This is a genomic window from Streptomyces sp. UG1 (assembly GCF_049974585.1).
Classification (GTDB): domain Bacteria; phylum Actinomycetota; class Actinomycetes; order Streptomycetales; family Streptomycetaceae; genus Streptomyces.
Genome location: NZ_JBNGGG010000087.1, coordinates 1 through 15,360, shown reverse-complemented (window position 1 = coordinate 15,360; position 15,360 = coordinate 1). Strand labels below are relative to the sequence as shown.

Here is a 15,360-nt window from a genome sequence, read left to right as displayed (position 1 = left end):
GGCCGCTGGTTCCAGCAGTTCGCCGCCACCCACGGCTTCCACGAGGCGGTCAAGTGGCGCGACTCGGGCCGCTGGATTCCCGACGGCGGCGGCCCGGTCCCCACAGCGCAAGACCTGGAGGAGTGACGATGCAAGAACCGCTGACCCGCTCGTACCGGCCCGCCGACACCACCCGCCCGGTCCTCGACCTCACCATCGGGGAGGTGCTCCGAGGCGCCGCGTCGACCGCCCCGGACCGCCTGGCGCTGGTCGAGATCGCCCCGCCCGGCGCCGCCCTGTCCGGCGCCGACCGCACCGACCGCACCTGGACCTACGCCCAGCTCCTGGACGACGCCGAGCACGCCGCGTCCTGGCTGACCGCTCGGTTCGCCCCGGGCGAGCACATCGCCGTGTGGGCCCCCAACATCCCCGAATGGGTCATCCTCCAGTACGGCGCAGCCCTGGCCGGGCAGATCCTGGTCACCGTCAACCCCGCACTGCGCGACGCCGAACTCGAGCACGTGCTCTCCCAGTCCGGTGCCGTGGGGCTGCTGCTGACCGACTCCTTCCGCGAGACGGACATGGCGGCGGCGGTGGAACGGATACGGCCGCGCCTCCCCCGCCTGCGCGAGCGGGTCTCCTTCACCGGCTGGCTCACCGAGGTCCGCGCCACCGCCCCCGAACCGCTGCCGCGGGTCGACCCGGGTGCCGCGGCACAGATCCAGTACACCTCCGGAACGACCGGCACCCCCAAGGGCGCCGTCCTGCACCACCGCGGCCTCGTCACCAACGCCACCTTCGTGGCCGCCCGCGCAGGCTTCCCCCGGAACGGGGTCTGGGGCAGCGCGCTGCCGCTGTTCCACACCGCCGGCTGCGACCTGACCGTGCTCGGCGTGGCCACCGCCACCGGCACCCTCGTCCTCGTCCAGGTCTTCCAGCCCACCCTCGTCCTGGAGGCACTTCAGAAGTGGCGGGCCACCTTCTTCGCCGGAGTCCCGGCGATGCTCACCGCCCTGCTGAACCACCCCACATTCGACTCCTACGACCTCAGCGCCTGCGCGACCGTCCTGTCCGGCGGCGACCGGGTGCCCCCGGAACTGGTCGAGGAGACCGAGCGCCGCTTCGGCGCCCGCTTCTCCACCCTCTACGGACAGACCGAACTCAGCCCCTCCGTCACCCAGACCAGCCCCGACGACAACGCCCAAGACAAACTCCACACCGCCGGCCGCCCTCTGTGGCAGGTCGAGGTCAAAATCACCGGCCCCGCCGGCGCCGATCCGCTGCCCGTGGCAGAGCCGGGCGAGATCTGCGCCCGCGGCTACCAGGTCATGCTCGGCTACCACGACCTTCCCGAGGCCACCGCCCAGACCATCGACCGCGACGGATGGCTCCACACCGGCGACCTGGGCGTCATGGACGAGCGCGGCTACGTCACCGTCACCGGCCGCCTCAAAGACATGATCATCCGAGGCGGGGAGAACATCTACCCAGCCGAGATCGAAGCGGCGCTCAGCACCCACCCCCGGGTACAACAGGCCGCCGTACTCGGCCTCCCCGACCCGGCCTGGGGCGAGCAGGTCGCCGCCGTCATCAACCCCACCGACCCCGCCGACCCGCCCACCGCCGCCGAACTCCACGACCACCTGCGGGCCGCCCTGGCCCCGCACAAGACCCCGCGCCACTGGTACCTGGCCGACACCATCCCCGCCAACGCCATGGGAAAGATCCAGAAGTTCCTCCTGCGACGGCAGACCAGCGACGGCCGCCTGAAGCCGCTTCCCTGAGCAACCGGACCGTACAGTCGCGGGAGTCCGTCGGCCCGGACAGGCCGTGCCGAGTGGCTGCGGGGAGGGTCACCTCCTCGCAGCCACTAACCACGGCCGGCGGGCGTGCGGTCTCCCGTCGAGGGAACGCGCATGCCCACCGGCCGTTGTCGTGGCTGCGGCGTGCGACACGGCTACGCGGGGCTGCCCTGGGCCTCGGCGGCGACGTCGGCCCATTCCACCCAGGTCTTCAGGCGCTCGGCGTAGACCTACGGGACGAGGTGCTGACCTTCGTCTACGAGCTGCCCGGCGGCAAGGTCACCACGGCCGGCACGGCGAAGCTCTCCGCTTCCGGACCCACGTGGCCTTCGAAGAACGCTTCCTGCCCGCCGGACGCGAAGATGCTTCTCTGCACTCGGGTGATCGCGACGTGCTTCTGAACCGCTGATGGGGTGTGTGACTGCCAGGAACTGGGAGGGGGTCCGAGGAAATCGGACTGTGGTCCCCTGGGTGAGAGGGCATCATTGCATGATGCCTGACCTGCTGTGGGATGACGTTAAGAACTTCTTCGACCCCGATTTGATGGGTTCGCTGCCGGATGTGAGTGTCACTGGTACTTCCGTCGATGACTGGCAGGCAGTGCTCGACTTGGCGCGGTCGCGGGGTTGGGCGTGTGAGTACTCCGAGGACGGTGCCGTGCTGCGGCTGCCACGGGCCGAGGTGATGCTGGTTCGGGGCGTCGAGGCCAGTGTGATGTTGAGGATCTGGCCAGTACCGGGAGTAATGGCGATCTTTCGTCCCTATGCGGCCGATTCGATCGACTTCGATGTCGATCTTCGGGAGCTCCAGGGGCAGGTGCGACTGAACGTGCTGTGCGGCTTCCTGCGGGCGATCGGACGGTGCTTGGACAAACCTGTACGGCTCGCGCCGGAGACTGACCCGGGTCACCCGGTGCTCGGATTTGATGTCGAGGCGGACCGTGTGGTGCTGCAGGCTGACCCGCACTTCACTGGATCGCACCGGTCCTTGCCGCTGAACCAGGCGTCGTCCGCAGGCCGACGCCTGGGGCCGGCGGGGCCGGAACTACGTAGGGTGCGGCTCTTTCTCAGTGAGTTGGTGATGCCGTGCGCCGTTGCCGTGTGTGCGCGGAGGGCGGATCGTCGTGTCCTGAGACGTGGTCTTGGAGGCGGCGATGGTGTCGTGGCTGGAGGAGATCGAGCGGCGGGAGGCGGCTGCTCGGGCCGAGATCAGTGAACTTCGCTCGCGGATGGAGGAGTTGGCTGGTCGTGTTGCCGAGCGGGAGGCTGTGCTGTCCCGGCTGGAGATCACACGGGAGACGATGACGGAGATCCTGTCCGGCGAGGGGGCGGTGACGGTGTCCGTGGACGAGGCTGCGGAGGAAGTCCCGCTGCCGGTGGACCGGAGCGGGGCGGGATCGCCGGTCGGGGTGCGGCTGGTGCCGCAGTGGGAGCCGGGGGTTGAGGCGGATGTGCTGCCGCGCTCGTACCGGGACGTCGTCGAGGTGTTGCACGACGCGGTGCATCCGATGCGGGCGCATCATCTGTGCGCCGCGCTGGGGTTGTCGACGGGCAAGAACAAGGTAGAGGGGTTCCGTTCGAAGCTGAAACGGCTGGTGGAGCGGGGCTGGCTGGCCGAGGGCGAGCCGGGCCTGTTCGCGTGAGGTGGTGCGCGGAGGGCGGGCGCGGGCGCGCCGGAGCGGGAAGCCGCGGCCGGTGAGCGGCGTCGCGCCGGTGTGGGGCCGGGCTCTCGTCCCTGGCGTCGATGGTGCCAACCAGATCGCCACTGTCCGAGGACGAGAGCCCGATGAACGCAGCGTACGAAACGGCCGCGGCGGCTGACCCCTTTGCCCGCGTGTTTTCTTCCCTCACTTCCCTGGCCGCCCGCCTCTCCAGCCCCGAAGCACTCACCGCGACGCATGAACAGGCCGAGGCCGACGTCGAAGCGGGCTCCCGGGAACTGGGGCGACTGCTCCTGCAGGCCCATCTCGAGTGGCGGGCCCGCCACGAGAAGGACCACCTGTCCGCCCTCGATCCGCATAGGCGGGCTGAGCTCGCCGGCGGCCGGAGCAGGCTGGAGAAGGGCCACCGGCGGCAACTGGCCACCGTGCTGGGGCCGGTGACCGTGACCCGATGCGCTCTGCGCGGCGCGGGCACGACCAACCTCTACCCCGCCGACGCCATGCTGGGCCTGCCCCACGGGCGGCACAATCTGGGACTGCGCCGCCTCGCGGTCCTCGAAGCGGCCCGCGGTTCCTACGACACCGCGCTGGAAGCGATCGACCGCAGCTGCGGGGGCCGGGTGGTGGGCAAACGCCAGGTGGAGGATCTGGTGCGGGCCGCAGCCGTGGACATCGCCGCGTTCTATACGGCCCGCACTGCCCACCCGGCTGCGTCCGGGACGCTGATCGTGATCAGTGTCGACCAGAAGGGAATCGTGATGCGCCCGGGCCACCTGCGCGAGGCCACCGCGAAGGCCGCCGCCAGGGCCCGGCACACCTTCCGCACCCGGCTGTCGACCGGGGAGAAGTAGCGTTGAGTTCCTCCAGGCGCGGGACGAGGGCCTTTTCATCGCGCATGTGGCTGCCGCGTCCGGTGACCTGCATTCCCCGTGGGACGGCGTGCAGGCGGCAGCGCGGTGCAACAGCGGGCAGAACGCTGGCGTGGTCCCCATACGGTGCTGTCGCCGCGCAGGTCGCGCACTTGGCGATCGCGGATCTCGATGCCTTCCTCCAGGGTTACGTAAACACCGCGAACCCGTCGGCGTCACCACTGCCCCCGGGGAACGCGACGAAGGACAAAGCGATGCCGAGACTGGCTTCCACCGCGCCGAGCACCTCCTGCAGATCCCCGACGACACCGCCGTCCACCAAGCCCTCTACGGCGGCCGCGAAGACACCGAAGCCGGCTTCTCCCAGTTCGACCGCTCCCTGTGGAACCACCGCCTGATCGCCTTCGGCGCCGAAGCCCAGAGCCTCGTCGTCCTCGGCTTCCTCCTCGCCCAGAACGCCACCAGCGGCAAACCCCACCGATCACGAACCCACTGAGGCATCAGCCTCAGCCCACCACCACCCCGATCCGCTACCCTGTCAGGGGCCGCCACCTCAGTGGCGGTCCCTGGCCCTTGCCGAAACCGCGGTGAATAGTCACTCAGAGTATTCAGCCACGTTTTACGCAAGGCCCAACATCTGCCGGGTTCGCGCGCTGACCGCTGGCGGGAGTGGGCCGTCGGATCCCGAGGCTGCTCGGTGCGCTTGCTGGGATGCCACCACTGAGTGACCCGAAGCCCACCGGATCCGTCCGCCGCCCTCCTTAGTGCACGGTGCTGCGCTGGGTTCACAGTTCGCCGAGGACCTCCCGGCGTTTGGCCTCGGCCTTGCTGTTGAGGGCGTTGGTCATCCGCACGGCGGTGATGGTGAACGCGATGCCGCCGCCGACGAAAGGTACGGCGAAGCCGATCCAGGTCGCGCGGCCGCCGACCCGGCGTCCGGCGGTGGAGGGCTGGACGACGATGACGTTGGCCTGGTCGCAGGGGCCGAGGCAGTCCGTCGTACGGACCTTGAAGCCGTGTTCGGCGGCGGCGCGCAGTCGGTCGAGTTGCCAGGCGTGGTCGGTGCCGGGGTGCTTGCGCGGGTTGCCGCAGCAGCAGCCCAGGCACACGACCGGCGTGCACGGCCGGTTCGCCGCACGGATCACTGCCCGGGGCCAGTGCTGCGGTTCGTGTGCGGAACGCGGTTCGCCTCGCCGCGGCTGGCCTTGGTCGTGGCGGCGTGAAGCGCGTCAGGGGGCGAGATCGGTCGGCTCTTCGCAGGTCGCCGGTGTCCAGTCGGCGGACGTAGCGGATGAGGGTGTAGGCGACGTCGGCGTGCAGGTCGGAGGTGAACGACACCGAGGTCACGTCGGCGCGGAGGCGGCGGCCGAGCGGGTCGTGGAAGAGGTTGTCGATCATCAGTGCGTTCTGCTCGCCGGTCTCAACGACCTCACTCCGCTCGTCGAGGGATGATTCCGGGTCGAGGAAGACCCGCCAGGCTTCCCTGACGTCCTGCTCGGCTTCCTCCGGGTCCTCCGGCGCGGTACCGGTCGGCGTAGGGGATTCGGAGATGGGTGAAGCTCTTCCGCAGGGAGTGGTTGAGCTGGGTTGTTGAGCCTGTGGCTGTGGTCCGGGCGGGTTCAGCCTGACTGCCGGACATTGGGCCGGACCGTGGGGCCGACTGGCGGAGAGGTGTACAGAACGCGACGCTGGGCGATGCCGAGTTCGCACCGTGGGGCGTCGACCGGTGACACTTTGCGGCGGCCGGGCAGACACGTCCGCCGACGACGCGTTCGGCAGTGGCTGGTTAGCTCTGCGGAGGGTTGCCGCAACCACACCGCCCCTAGAGACTGATAACGGTTTTCATATCTACGTGAGGGGTGCTCGTGACAGTAGATGACGGCCGCCGATCGATCCCGGAGGACACGGGGGCTGGTCCGGACACCAGTAGTTACCTCGACTATCTGCGCACAAACCGAGATTTCACAGCTCCTGCGGTGGCCGCCGCGGTCGCGGCGATCGAGCTGGCAGAATCCACCCTTCCCCTGCGGGTTCTCGACGTCGGCACGGGAGCCGGTGGCGCCCTGGGTCACCTGGCCAGACGGGTGCGAGCCGCCAGCCGTGATGAGGACGGAACGGTGGTGGCCGTCGACATCGATGCCCGGGCGATCGAGGTGGCCAGAGTTCAGCTCGACGACCTGCGGCTGGAACGTCTGGTCGACCTGCGCGTCGCCGACCTCCACGCGATCGCCGCCGAGGCTTCAGCCACGGGCAGCGCCTTCGACCTGATCTGGTCCTCCGACACCGTCTGGCCGGCAAGCTTCGACGACCCTGCCGCAGTCGTGCGAGCCTTGGCCGGTGCGCTGGTGCCCGGCGGCACGCTCGCGTTGTTCACCACGAACTACTACCAGTCGATGTTCCTGCCGGGGCATTCACGGCTGGAACGACTTATCCGGACCGCCTCCGAGCTCACCTGGGGCCTGCCCCATGACGGGCAGGCCCACTACGAGCGACTGGGAGCCTGGATGCGTCAGGCCGGGCTGAGCGACGTCACTCTACGGGTGTTCCCGGTGGTCGCCTCCACCCTCGCCGAGCCCGCGGCGCGCACGTTCCTGGAGCAGATCGTCTGGCCAGAAATGCGTCGCGCCGTAGCCTCCCACGGGCGGGCCGCAGGCATGAACGACGCCGACATCGCCCGGGCCGAAGAGCTGCTCGACCCGGCCAGCCCGGCTTGGGTCGGCACCGATCCGGACGGTTTCGTGGTCCAGCCCACCCTGCTGTGGACTGGGCGCTCCACGGCCGTCTGACCGCGGGCGATGGACTGTCCCCTGTGCTCTACCCTCCGCGCGGTACAGGACAACGGGGACTTTCCGGAGCCCTGGGCCTTCCCTGCCGAGCGTCAGTACCACCGCCGCATCAACCAGGCCCGCTACGACCTCATGGCCTGACTGCCTGAGTCACTCCAGGAGAGCCGCACCCTTCGGAGATCGACGGTGATGGGCTGAGTGCGGTGTGGCTGAACGACTCGGTAACGGGCGGCGGTGCCCTTCGAGGTGCGCCGCCGTCGCCGTCGTCGCAGGCCGCGGTGTGGGCGAGGGCGGTGGCGGCGACCACCACCGCCCAGACCGTGCGTGGTGCCGCAATACCCGGATTGGGTGGATGCATCCAGGGCGGGTTCGGGTGCGTCCGTGAGGAAGCGGGTGCCGCGTAACGGGGTAGAAGCCAGTCAGGACCCGAAGTGAGGATGGATGCGATGAATCGGATTCCCCGCTGGGTCGCCCAGGCGGTCGCGGTGCTGGCCGCCGCCGCGGTGTTGCTGTTGGCGGCTATCTGGCTTGTGGAGAACTTCTGAGGCGAGCCGTCCGCTGGGCGATGCCCGGATCAGGTCGGTACGTCGCGAGGAGGTTGATCCCCGTCTCGTAGGCGAAGATCACGGCCTGTAATCGGTCGCGGAGGCCGAGTTTCGTCAGGCTCCCCGCGGCCGGCAAAGTGGAAGATGGCCGTGACCGTCCGTATCACGGACATCGACCAGGCCACCGCGACGAGGACCGTCATGGTGCGCTGAGGGACCGGCGTCCGTGGCCACCGTGCCGCTCGGCCCGGGGTCCCGGCGCGGGAGTCACGCGTGGCGGGACGGTGCGGGGTGCAGTTCGTCGGCCACGAGGCTGTGACGGTGCCGCCAGCCGGTCCTGACCTGTGTGGCACCGGCGAGGTGGGGGTGGCCGTCATGGAGGTCGGTGTGCTCGTGCTCGACGATCGCCTGCCCCCGCCACAGACGCACGGCCAGCACAGACGCGGTCAGCGCGATGCCGCCCAGGAAGACCACGGCCGCCTGCAACCCGGCCTCGGCGCCCAGCCATCCGGCCAGAGGATACGTCAGCAGCCAACAGCCGTGCGAGAGCGAGAACTGTGCCGCGAACGCCGCTGTGCGCTCCTCGGCCGGTGCCGAGCGGCGGATGAGCCGTCCGGTCGGTGTGAGCACCATCGAGCAGGCGGCGCCGAAGGCGGCCCAGACGGCCAGCAGCGCGGGCCAGCGCCAACTCCCGCCCTGCGCGGCCGTGATGGCGCCCAGCCCGGCGAAGACGACGGCGAGCAACAACGCACCGCGCAGCATCACCGTTCGGTCGGAAACCCTGTCCAGCACGCGGGGCAGGACGAGCGCCACGACCATCGAGCCCGCCCCGTACGCCCCGAGCGCGAGCGGTACGGCGCCCTCTGGCTGCCCCAGGAAGTCCTGTACGTAGACGACGGAGTTGACGGTCACCATTGCGCCAGCAGCGGCGACCGCGAGGTTCAGGGCGAGCAGGGCGCGCAGCCGCGGGACGGTGAAGAAGAGGCGCGTGCCGGCGGTGGCCTTCGCGTACGCGCCGCCGGTGCGCGGCGCGGCGGGGGTGTTCGCCTTGGGGAGGACCGTGCAGACCACGAGCGCGGCCGAGGCCATGAACCCCAGCATGGTTCCCGTGAACAGCCAGTTGTACGTGATGACGGACAGCAGGGCTGCCGCCAGCGCGGGTGAGAACAGGCTCTCCAGGTCGTACGCGAGCCGGGACATGGACAGTGCCCGCGTGTAGTCGCGTTCGTCCGGCAGGACGTCGGGGATGACGGCCTGGAAGGTCGGTGTGAACGCGGCGGAGGCGGACTGGAGCAGGAAGACCAGGACGTACACCTGCCAGACCTGGTCGACGAAGGGCAGCATCAGGGCGACGCCGGCGCGTATGAGGTCCACCGTGACCATGAGGGCCCGTCGCGGCAGCCGGTCGGCTATCGCGCCGACGGCCGGGGCGATCGTCACGTACGCCACCATCTTGATCGCGAGCGCGGTGCCGAGCACCGAGCCGGCGTCGGCGCCGGCGATGTCGTAGGCCAGCAGACCGAGGGCCACCGTGGCCAGGCCGGTGCCGGCCAGGGCGATGACCTGGGCCGTGAAGAGGTGGCGGTAGGTGCGGTTGCGCAGGACGGCGAGCATGCGGGCGGCTCCCTGGGCAGAGCGGTCCGGTCGGGTCCGACGAGTGTAGCCATCATGTGCGCACCTGCGCACATGATGGCTGGAAGTCGACGGTCCACTGCCGAACCCGCCGAGCCCACCGCACTGGCCCGGTGGCTCTAGGCTGGCCTCATGCCAGAACGCCACCCCATATCACCTGCGGCCGATGCGCATCTGCGTGCCCCGGACAGTGCGCGGCTCGCCGAGGCGACCGGGGTGTTCGCGATGCTCTCCGACGCCACCCGCCTGCATCTGCTGTGGCTGCTGGCCCAGGGCGAGTCGGACGTCGGTTCGCTGGCCGAGCGGTGCGAGGCGTCGCGCACGGCGGTCAGCCAGCATCTGGCGAAACTGCGGCTGGCCGGGCTGGTGGACACCCGCCGGGAGGGGCGGCACATCTACTACCGGCTCAGCGACGGGCATCTGCGGCGCCTGGTGGTGGAGGCGCTCAGCCACGCGGACCACCGGGTGAGCGGGAAGGCTTCACACGACTGACATGCCGTAGTCCACGAGGGCCCTTGCACCCGAGACGGCTCGGTGCGCAAGGGCCCTGGAAGTGGGCGGCCGGACTACTGCTGGGCGCCGCCCCGGCGGCGTACGACGAACGCCACAGCCGCGACCAGGATGAGGATCGCGGCGACGATGCCGGTCCAGGCGCCAGCCGACAGCCCGCTGTCGTCGTCCCTCTCGGCGTCGGCCGCCTGCGGCGAGGGCGAGACGGAGGGGCTCTCCGACGCGCTGGGGGAGGGGCTGACCGGCTTCGCGCCCGGTCCGGCGGCCTTCAGTTCGAGAACCGGTGCTTCGTTGCCGTGGCCGCCGCCGCTGGACTCGCCCAGTTCGATCCAGCGGTCGATCTTGCCATCGCTGTAGGTCTGCAACGTCTTGAACGCCAGCTCCTTCGCGTCGGGCAACTGCCGTACGACGACCGAGTACTCGGCGTCCTCGCCGGCCTTCACGGCCGGGCCCTTGACGGTGTAGCCGTCGTCGCTGGCGGTGAACTTCCAGCCCTTGGGGCCCTCGCCGTACGTCACGTCGGACGGAGCGATTCCCTCGGGCAGGACAACGCGAAGCTCGGTGATGCCGGCCGTGGCGGACTCCGACTCGGCCACGAAGGTGAGCTCGACGTTTTCGGCGAGGGCCTGGGCGTTGTCGGACTCCACCTCCACGTGGGCGGCGGCAGGAACGGCGGTGAGTAGAAGGGCGGTTGCCGCAGCGGCAGCGGCGACGGTCAGGCGCCGCCCGGTGCGCGGCAGGGTGATGCGGGACATGGGGGTCTCCAGGCATGGGGGTATGGCGGGGCGGCGGTCCGGCGTGGGCCGAACCGGCGCCCGGGGGTCAGTTGACGAGAGCTGGACTCGTCGGCGGAGGACCCCGCCGTACCACCGCATGCGCGAGCACCGGCCCCATCGCAGACGGCCGTTCACCCTCCGCCGCTGCGAGAACGGGCAGCGCAAGCCGCCCGGGTGATGGCGGTCGCGTGCACAGCATCCGGGCGGCGGCGACGTTCGCCCGCACCGCGTCCAGCGCCGCCGTCACACCGCGGGCCAGCGTCCAGCAGGCCGCGTCCGCACGGTGCAGCAGGACGGCGACGAGCGCGGCGACCAGTGCGTGCGCCGCCGTCATGGCCACGGAGTCGTGCAGCCGCTCGTGCCAGGCCGCGTGGGCGTCATGGGCGTGGCCGCCGTGATGATGGTCGGCCGTGGCCGGGATGTGTCCGGAGTGTGCGGTGAGTGTCAGCCACAGGTGCAACCCGGACTGCCCCGCGACGCTGCAGGCCACGACCGTGGCCAGGCGGCGAGGACGGCGCGTGCCGAGGAGCCCGAGACCGAAGAGAACGGCGGCCGCGGCCGTGCCCTGTGCCCACGGCACCGGTCCCTCGGCGAGCAGGTGGTGGGCGCTCACCCCCAGAACCCCGCCGACGACGGCGAACACCGCTGCCCGGAGGACGGGCAGAGGGGCGCGGAGGGTCGGGTCGGACTGGTGCATGGCCCGCTCATCATGGAACATCGTCCGCACGGTTGGCAGGCCGGTCCGGGAAAGAGACCGATGCCTCACTGATCACACCCGTACCTGAGCCCCGAATCGGCGTATTCGTACCGTGGCTCGTCGTGTCATACGGCACCATGGACCGGACATGTCCGTCTGGCCGCTCCCGAACCGCACCGCGGGGGGCACCGCCGCCCGCGCGGCCGCTTATGCCCTGGCCGCCACCGCACTTACGGCCGGACTGCACCATGCGACAACCGACTCCACGGTCTCCTGGCCGGCGCTGGCGCTCGCGGCAGTACCGAAATCCCGGCCACGGCACTGGACGACCGCATGCGTCTGCCGTCGGCCTGGCACCACAACACCCTGGTCATGGCCGCGCTGAACTTCCTCGCCGGCCTCGCCCTGGTCTGCTTCTTCCGCAGCGCCTCCGACCTGCCCGGGCGGCTGTCGCACGCCGTCGCCGGGGCGGTGCGTGGCTGGTGGACGTGGCTGCTGTACGTCATCGGCCTCGTCCTGAGGCTGGCGGGCGTGCCGTTGCCCCGGTCCGCGCACCCGCCTCTGCCCAGAGCAACGCTCCCACGCCCGCACGCGCTCACGGTCCTGCTGCACCGCGCCCAGCCCTGCGCGCCGTAACCGCACGGCACTCCACCGCACCACGTCATCCCGCGCCGCCCTGGCCGCAGCGCGCCTTCACTGACACCGGAGTTTCTTGGTGTGCCCGTAATGTTTGTCCATCTCGAAGTTGACCAGCCGTATGCGCCGCAACAGCCCGACGAGGGCAACGGGATAGTCGAGTTCTTCACCTCGGCGCAGACGATCCTCGGCATCGTGGCTGCCCTGATCGCGCTGGCGCTGCTGCTGTCGTCGTTGTGGCCGGGCCGACGCCAGGCCCGGGATGAGGAAGGGGAGGAGCGTGAGGAGAAGAGCTAGGTCGCGTCGGTGACTGGCTCAGCCGGGATCGAGCAGGCCGAGGCGTAGGTGTTCGATGTGGTGGACGGCCTGGTCGAGGAGTTGGGCGACGTGGTCGTCGTAGAGGCGGTAGACGATGCGGCGGCCGTCGCGCCGTCCGGTGACCAGGCCGAGGGCGCGCAGCAGCCGCAGCTGGTGGGAGACCGCGGACTGTTCCATGCCGACGGCGGCGGCGAGTTCGGTGACCGAGTACGCGGCGTGCCGCAGGGTGGTGAGGATCAGCAGCCGGGACGGGGTGGCCAGGGCCTGCAGCGTGGCAGCGACGGAGGCCGCGGTGGCCTCGTCGAGGCGGGCGGCCGCGATGACGTCGCGGCCGCCCACATCCCCGTTGGGGCGAACGGGTTCAGCGGCGTGCACGGGCACGGGCCTCACGCGGCGGGCGGACGAACTGCAGCTCCAGCGCGGCCGGCGGTGACGCCACCCCCGGTCCTCCGTCGGCCGCCCAGCGCAGCAGGTCGTCCGTACAGTCGTCGTCCATGGCGAAGCCGATCCAGGTCGCCCGGCCGCCGGCCCGGCGTCCGGCGGTGGAGGGCTGGACGACGATGACGTTGGCCTGGTCGCAGGGGCCGAGGCAGTCCGTCGTGCGGACCTGGAAGCCGTGTTCGGCCGCGCCGGCCCGCAGCCGGTCCAGCTGCCAGGCGTGGTCGGTGCCCGGGTGCTTGCGCGGGTTGCCGCAGCAGCAGCCGCGGCAGACGACCAGCGTGCACGGGCGGTTGGCCGCTCGGATCACCGACCGGTTCACAGTGCCGCCTGCGAGGGCACGGTGTGGGCGCGGACGCGGCCGTCGCGGTGGGCGGTGATCAGGAGGTGAGGTCCTGCCCAGGCCAGCGCGGCGACGGGCGAGTCGACGTCGTCGAGTGTGCGCACGGGTCGTAGCCGGTTGGCGGGCTGTCCGGCGGTGGCGTACCAGAGCGCGACGGTGCCGTCGTGGCCGCCGCTGGCGAGGTGTCCGGCGGGGCCGGGCCGCCAGGCGAGCGCGGTGATCGTCTCATGGCAGCGCAGCTGGCGGGGTGCGGTGCCGGCGGGGCCTTTGCCGGAGAAGTCCCAGACCGTCAGGTCGGGGGCGCCGTCGGCGGCGAGCCAGAAGCCGGTGTCGTCGAAGGCGAGGCGGGAGACCTTCTCCGGGTAGCCGGACATGGTCAGTTCGCTGCCGTCTCTGGTGCGCCAGATGTGGATGGAGGCGTCCTGGTTGCCGCTGCAGATCCACTTCTCGGTCGGGGCGACGGCGAGCGCGAGGTGCGAGCCGATGTAGGGGTAGGTGACCACGGGCTGCGCGGTGTGCCGCTCGTGGCCGCGCACCGCCCCGTACGCGGCCACGGCCAGCCGCCGCCCCCGCCGCAGCCAGGCGAGGTCCGTGACGGTGGACGCGGCGGCCGCCGTACGCCACAACTCCTCGCCGTCCGCGTCGAGTACGAGCGCCGTCCGTCCGGAGGCGACCGCCACCCGTTCGTCGTTGGCCCAGGCGGCGGCGGAGGACCAGGCGCCGGATTCGCGCACGACGGTGCGGCCGTCCGAGCGGCGCCACAGCGCGTATCCCATGGGGCCGGTGACCGCCAAGTGCTGGGCGGTGGAGGAGAGTTGGGCCTTCAGGGTGCCGCCGGCAAGGTCGAGTGCGCCCATCTCGGCGCCCATCGCGGCATCGAGGACGCGTACCGTGCCCTCGGCTCCGGCGACGGCCACCAGGTCGCCGCGTGCACTCAGGGCGACGGGGGCGTCGTCGATGGTGATCTCCCAGGCGACGGTCAGGGCTTGGTCGGGTGTGGTGATGCTCACGCGGCGGCTCCCGCGGTGGCCAGGCAGTCGGCGAAGCCGCGCTCCAGCTCGTCGCGGTCGAGGTTGCGGCCGATGAAGACCAGCCGGTTACGGCGCGGCTCGTCGGCCCGCCACTGGGCGCCTTCCTCGCCGATGAGCAGCATGTGGACGCCCTGGAAGACGTACTGCCTGCTCGAACCGGCGATGGCGAGGATGCCCTTGGAGCGGAAGATGTCGGCGCCCTTGGTGCGCAGCAGGTTGCCCAGCCAGGCGTTGAGGCGGGTGTCGTCGACCTCGCCGTCGAGTTCGATACCGACCGAGGTGACGGTGGTGTCGTGCTGGTGCTCGGTCTCGGTGAGGAAGGACGGGTCGTCCTTCAGGACCCGGTCCAGATCGAAGGCGCCGACGTCGAGGATCTGCTTGAGGTCGACTTCGGCGTTGCGGGCGCGCAGGATCTGCACGGGTGCGTTGATGGCCTTCACGCGTGCCTCGACCTCGGTGATGGTCGCCTCGTCGGCGAGGTCGGTCTTGTTGAGCACGATGCGGTCGGCGAAGGCGATCTGCTCGACGGCCTCGTTCTCCACGCCTTCCGGTTTGACCTCGTCGAGGTGCAGCAGGACGTGGGCGGCGTCGACGAGGGTGATGATGGCGTCCAGGCGCAGTTGGGCTGCGATCTCGTCGTCCATGAAGAAGGTCTGTGCGACGGGGGCGGGGTCGGCGAGGCCGGTGGTCTCGATGAGGATGTGGTCGAACTTCTCGCGGCGTCGCATCAGAGCGCCGAGGATGCGGATGAGGTCTCCTCGGACGGTGCAACAGATGCAGCCGTTGTTCATCTCGAAGATCTCTTCCTCGGCGTCGAGGACGAGGGCGTCGTCGATGCCGATCTCGCCGAACTCGTTCTCGATGACGGCGATCCGCATCCCGTGGTGTTCGGTGAGGATGCGGTTGAGGAGGGTGGTCTTGCCCGAGCCGAGGAAGCCGGTCAGGACGGTGACGGGTACTCGCTCGTCGCGCGGTGCGTCGGTCGCGGTGGCTTCGGTTGTCGTCATCAGGGTCGGGCTCCTTCGGGCGTGGTGGTGAGCAGGGCGGCTTTGAGGTCGTCCTCGGTGATGTCGTCGGTGGGTTGGTGCAGGGTCCAGCGGCGGGCCGGCCCGTTCATCGGCAGGACGGCGACGACCGTCTCCAGGGGTGGGCAGCCCGGTTCGGTGCAGGCGAGCTGGCGGATCATGACGGCGGTGTCGTCGTCGAGGTCCAGCAGGGTGCGTACGGTCTCCTTCAGCTCGCGCAGGTGCGGACTTGGTGCGGCGGGGTTTCCCGGCCCGAATCCCAGGGGCATGGCGGCAGTTCTCCTCACTCGGTGGCGGGTTGGCAGCCGGTGCA

Annotated in this window: 17 protein-coding genes and 1 pseudogene; 8 read left to right on the top strand and 10 right to left on the bottom strand. The window is 70.6% G+C overall.

All coding sequences use genetic code 11. From position 1 onward, the window contains the following. Positions 1-128 precede the first annotated feature (128 nt). The 4 genes and pseudogenes from ACP4J3_RS49290 to ACP4J3_RS49275 all read left to right on the top strand — a co-directional run bounded on the left by ACP4J3_RS49290 (position 129) and on the right by ACP4J3_RS49275 (position 4,292). Complete coding sequence (locus ACP4J3_RS49290) at positions 129-1,763, top strand: class I adenylate-forming enzyme family protein (RefSeq protein ID WP_426544587.1); 1,635 nt, start codon at positions 129-131, stop codon at positions 1,761-1,763. A gap of 510 nt (positions 1,764-2,273) precedes the next feature. Further along, a pseudogene (locus ACP4J3_RS49285) lies at positions 2,274-2,744 on the top strand (hypothetical protein); the annotation flags it as partial. Between the two features lie 190 nt (positions 2,745-2,934). Then, positions 2,935-3,423 carry a hypothetical protein gene (locus tag ACP4J3_RS49280; RefSeq protein ID WP_426544585.1) on the top strand — a complete coding sequence of 163 codons (489 nt, stop codon included), beginning with the start codon at positions 2,935-2,937 and terminating at the stop codon, positions 3,421-3,423. 143 nt (positions 3,424-3,566) lie between these two features. Continuing rightward, the gene (locus ACP4J3_RS49275; protein WP_426544583.1) at positions 3,567-4,292 is read left to right on the top strand and encodes a hypothetical protein; all 726 of its coding nucleotides are present in this window, start codon (positions 3,567-3,569) and stop codon (positions 4,290-4,292) included. Positions 4,293-4,497: 205 nt separating this feature from the next. On the opposite strand, the gene ACP4J3_RS49270 is transcribed toward ACP4J3_RS49275, so the two are convergent. Both ACP4J3_RS49270 and ACP4J3_RS49265 read right to left on the bottom strand, forming a co-directional pair. Beyond that, positions 4,498-4,788 carry a hypothetical protein gene (locus ACP4J3_RS49270; RefSeq protein ID WP_426544581.1) on the bottom strand — a complete coding sequence of 97 codons (291 nt, stop codon included), beginning with the start codon at positions 4,786-4,788 and terminating at the stop codon, positions 4,498-4,500. 307 nt (positions 4,789-5,095) lie between these two features. Beyond that, positions 5,096-5,455, bottom strand: coding sequence for a hypothetical protein (locus ACP4J3_RS49265; protein WP_426544579.1), 360 nt, complete (start codon positions 5,453-5,455; stop codon positions 5,096-5,098). 831 nt (positions 5,456-6,286) lie between these two features. Here ACP4J3_RS49265 and ACP4J3_RS49260 point away from each other — a divergent pair. Next, positions 6,287-7,096, top strand: a complete 810-nt coding sequence (locus ACP4J3_RS49260) for a class I SAM-dependent methyltransferase (RefSeq protein WP_426544577.1) — start codon at positions 6,287-6,289, stop codon at positions 7,094-7,096. 812 nt (positions 7,097-7,908) lie between these two features. On the opposite strand, the gene ACP4J3_RS49255 is transcribed toward ACP4J3_RS49260, so the two are convergent. Further along, positions 7,909-9,255 carry an MFS transporter gene (locus tag ACP4J3_RS49255; RefSeq protein WP_426544575.1) on the bottom strand — a complete coding sequence of 449 codons (1,347 nt, stop codon included), beginning with the start codon at positions 9,253-9,255 and terminating at the stop codon, positions 7,909-7,911. A gap of 150 nt (positions 9,256-9,405) precedes the next feature. On the opposite strand from ACP4J3_RS49255, the gene ACP4J3_RS49250 reads away from it, so the two are divergent. After that, positions 9,406-9,765 carry an ArsR/SmtB family transcription factor gene (locus ACP4J3_RS49250; protein WP_426544573.1) on the top strand — a complete coding sequence of 120 codons (360 nt, stop codon included), beginning with the start codon at positions 9,406-9,408 and terminating at the stop codon, positions 9,763-9,765. A 74-nt stretch (positions 9,766-9,839) separates the two neighbouring features. Here ACP4J3_RS49250 and ACP4J3_RS49245 read toward each other — a convergent pair whose 3' ends face one another. Next, on the bottom strand, positions 9,840-10,538 hold the full coding sequence (locus ACP4J3_RS49245) for a DUF1775 domain-containing protein (protein ID WP_426544571.1): 699 nt from the start codon (positions 10,536-10,538) through the stop codon (positions 9,840-9,842). Between the two features lie 67 nt (positions 10,539-10,605). Beyond that, on the bottom strand, positions 10,606-11,277 hold the full coding sequence (locus tag ACP4J3_RS49240; RefSeq protein WP_426544569.1) for a hypothetical protein: 672 nt from the start codon (positions 11,275-11,277) through the stop codon (positions 10,606-10,608). 312 nt (positions 11,278-11,589) lie between these two features. Between ACP4J3_RS49240 and ACP4J3_RS49235 the strand changes: the two genes are divergently transcribed. Beyond that, on the top strand, positions 11,590-11,892 hold the full coding sequence (locus ACP4J3_RS49235; RefSeq protein WP_426544567.1) for a hypothetical protein: 303 nt from the start codon (positions 11,590-11,592) through the stop codon (positions 11,890-11,892). An 81-nt stretch (positions 11,893-11,973) separates the two neighbouring features. Next, the gene (locus tag ACP4J3_RS49230; protein ID WP_426544565.1) at positions 11,974-12,189 is read left to right on the top strand and encodes a hypothetical protein; all 216 of its coding nucleotides are present in this window, start codon (positions 11,974-11,976) and stop codon (positions 12,187-12,189) included. Positions 12,190-12,207: 18 nt separating this feature from the next. Here the strand turns inward: ACP4J3_RS49230 and ACP4J3_RS49225 are convergent, their stop codons facing one another. The 5 genes from ACP4J3_RS49225 to ACP4J3_RS49205 are packed head-to-tail and all read right to left on the bottom strand — an operon-like array spanning position 12,208 to position 15,316. Next, positions 12,208-12,585, bottom strand: coding sequence for an ArsR/SmtB family transcription factor (locus ACP4J3_RS49225; protein ID WP_426544563.1), 378 nt, complete (start codon positions 12,583-12,585; stop codon positions 12,208-12,210). Further along, positions 12,572-12,958 carry a (2Fe-2S) ferredoxin domain-containing protein gene (locus tag ACP4J3_RS49220; RefSeq protein ID WP_426544561.1) on the bottom strand — a complete coding sequence of 129 codons (387 nt, stop codon included), beginning with the start codon at positions 12,956-12,958 and terminating at the stop codon, positions 12,572-12,574. Before ACP4J3_RS49220 ends, ACP4J3_RS49225 begins: the two co-directional genes overlap by 14 nt. Before the next feature lie 8 nt (positions 12,959-12,966). Beyond that, positions 12,967-14,001, bottom strand: coding sequence for a WD40 repeat domain-containing protein (locus tag ACP4J3_RS49215; RefSeq protein WP_426544559.1), 1,035 nt, complete (start codon positions 13,999-14,001; stop codon positions 12,967-12,969). Then, positions 13,998-15,029: a CobW family GTP-binding protein gene (locus ACP4J3_RS49210; protein WP_426544557.1), complete on the bottom strand. Its 1,032-nt coding sequence runs from the start codon at positions 15,027-15,029 to the stop codon at positions 13,998-14,000. The genes ACP4J3_RS49215 and ACP4J3_RS49210 overlap by 4 nt, the downstream gene beginning before the upstream one ends. Continuing rightward, the gene (locus tag ACP4J3_RS49205; protein ID WP_426544555.1) at positions 15,029-15,316 is read right to left on the bottom strand and encodes a hypothetical protein; all 288 of its coding nucleotides are present in this window, start codon (positions 15,314-15,316) and stop codon (positions 15,029-15,031) included. The genes ACP4J3_RS49210 and ACP4J3_RS49205 overlap by 1 nt, the downstream gene beginning before the upstream one ends. Between the last annotated feature and the right edge of the window lie 44 nt (positions 15,317-15,360).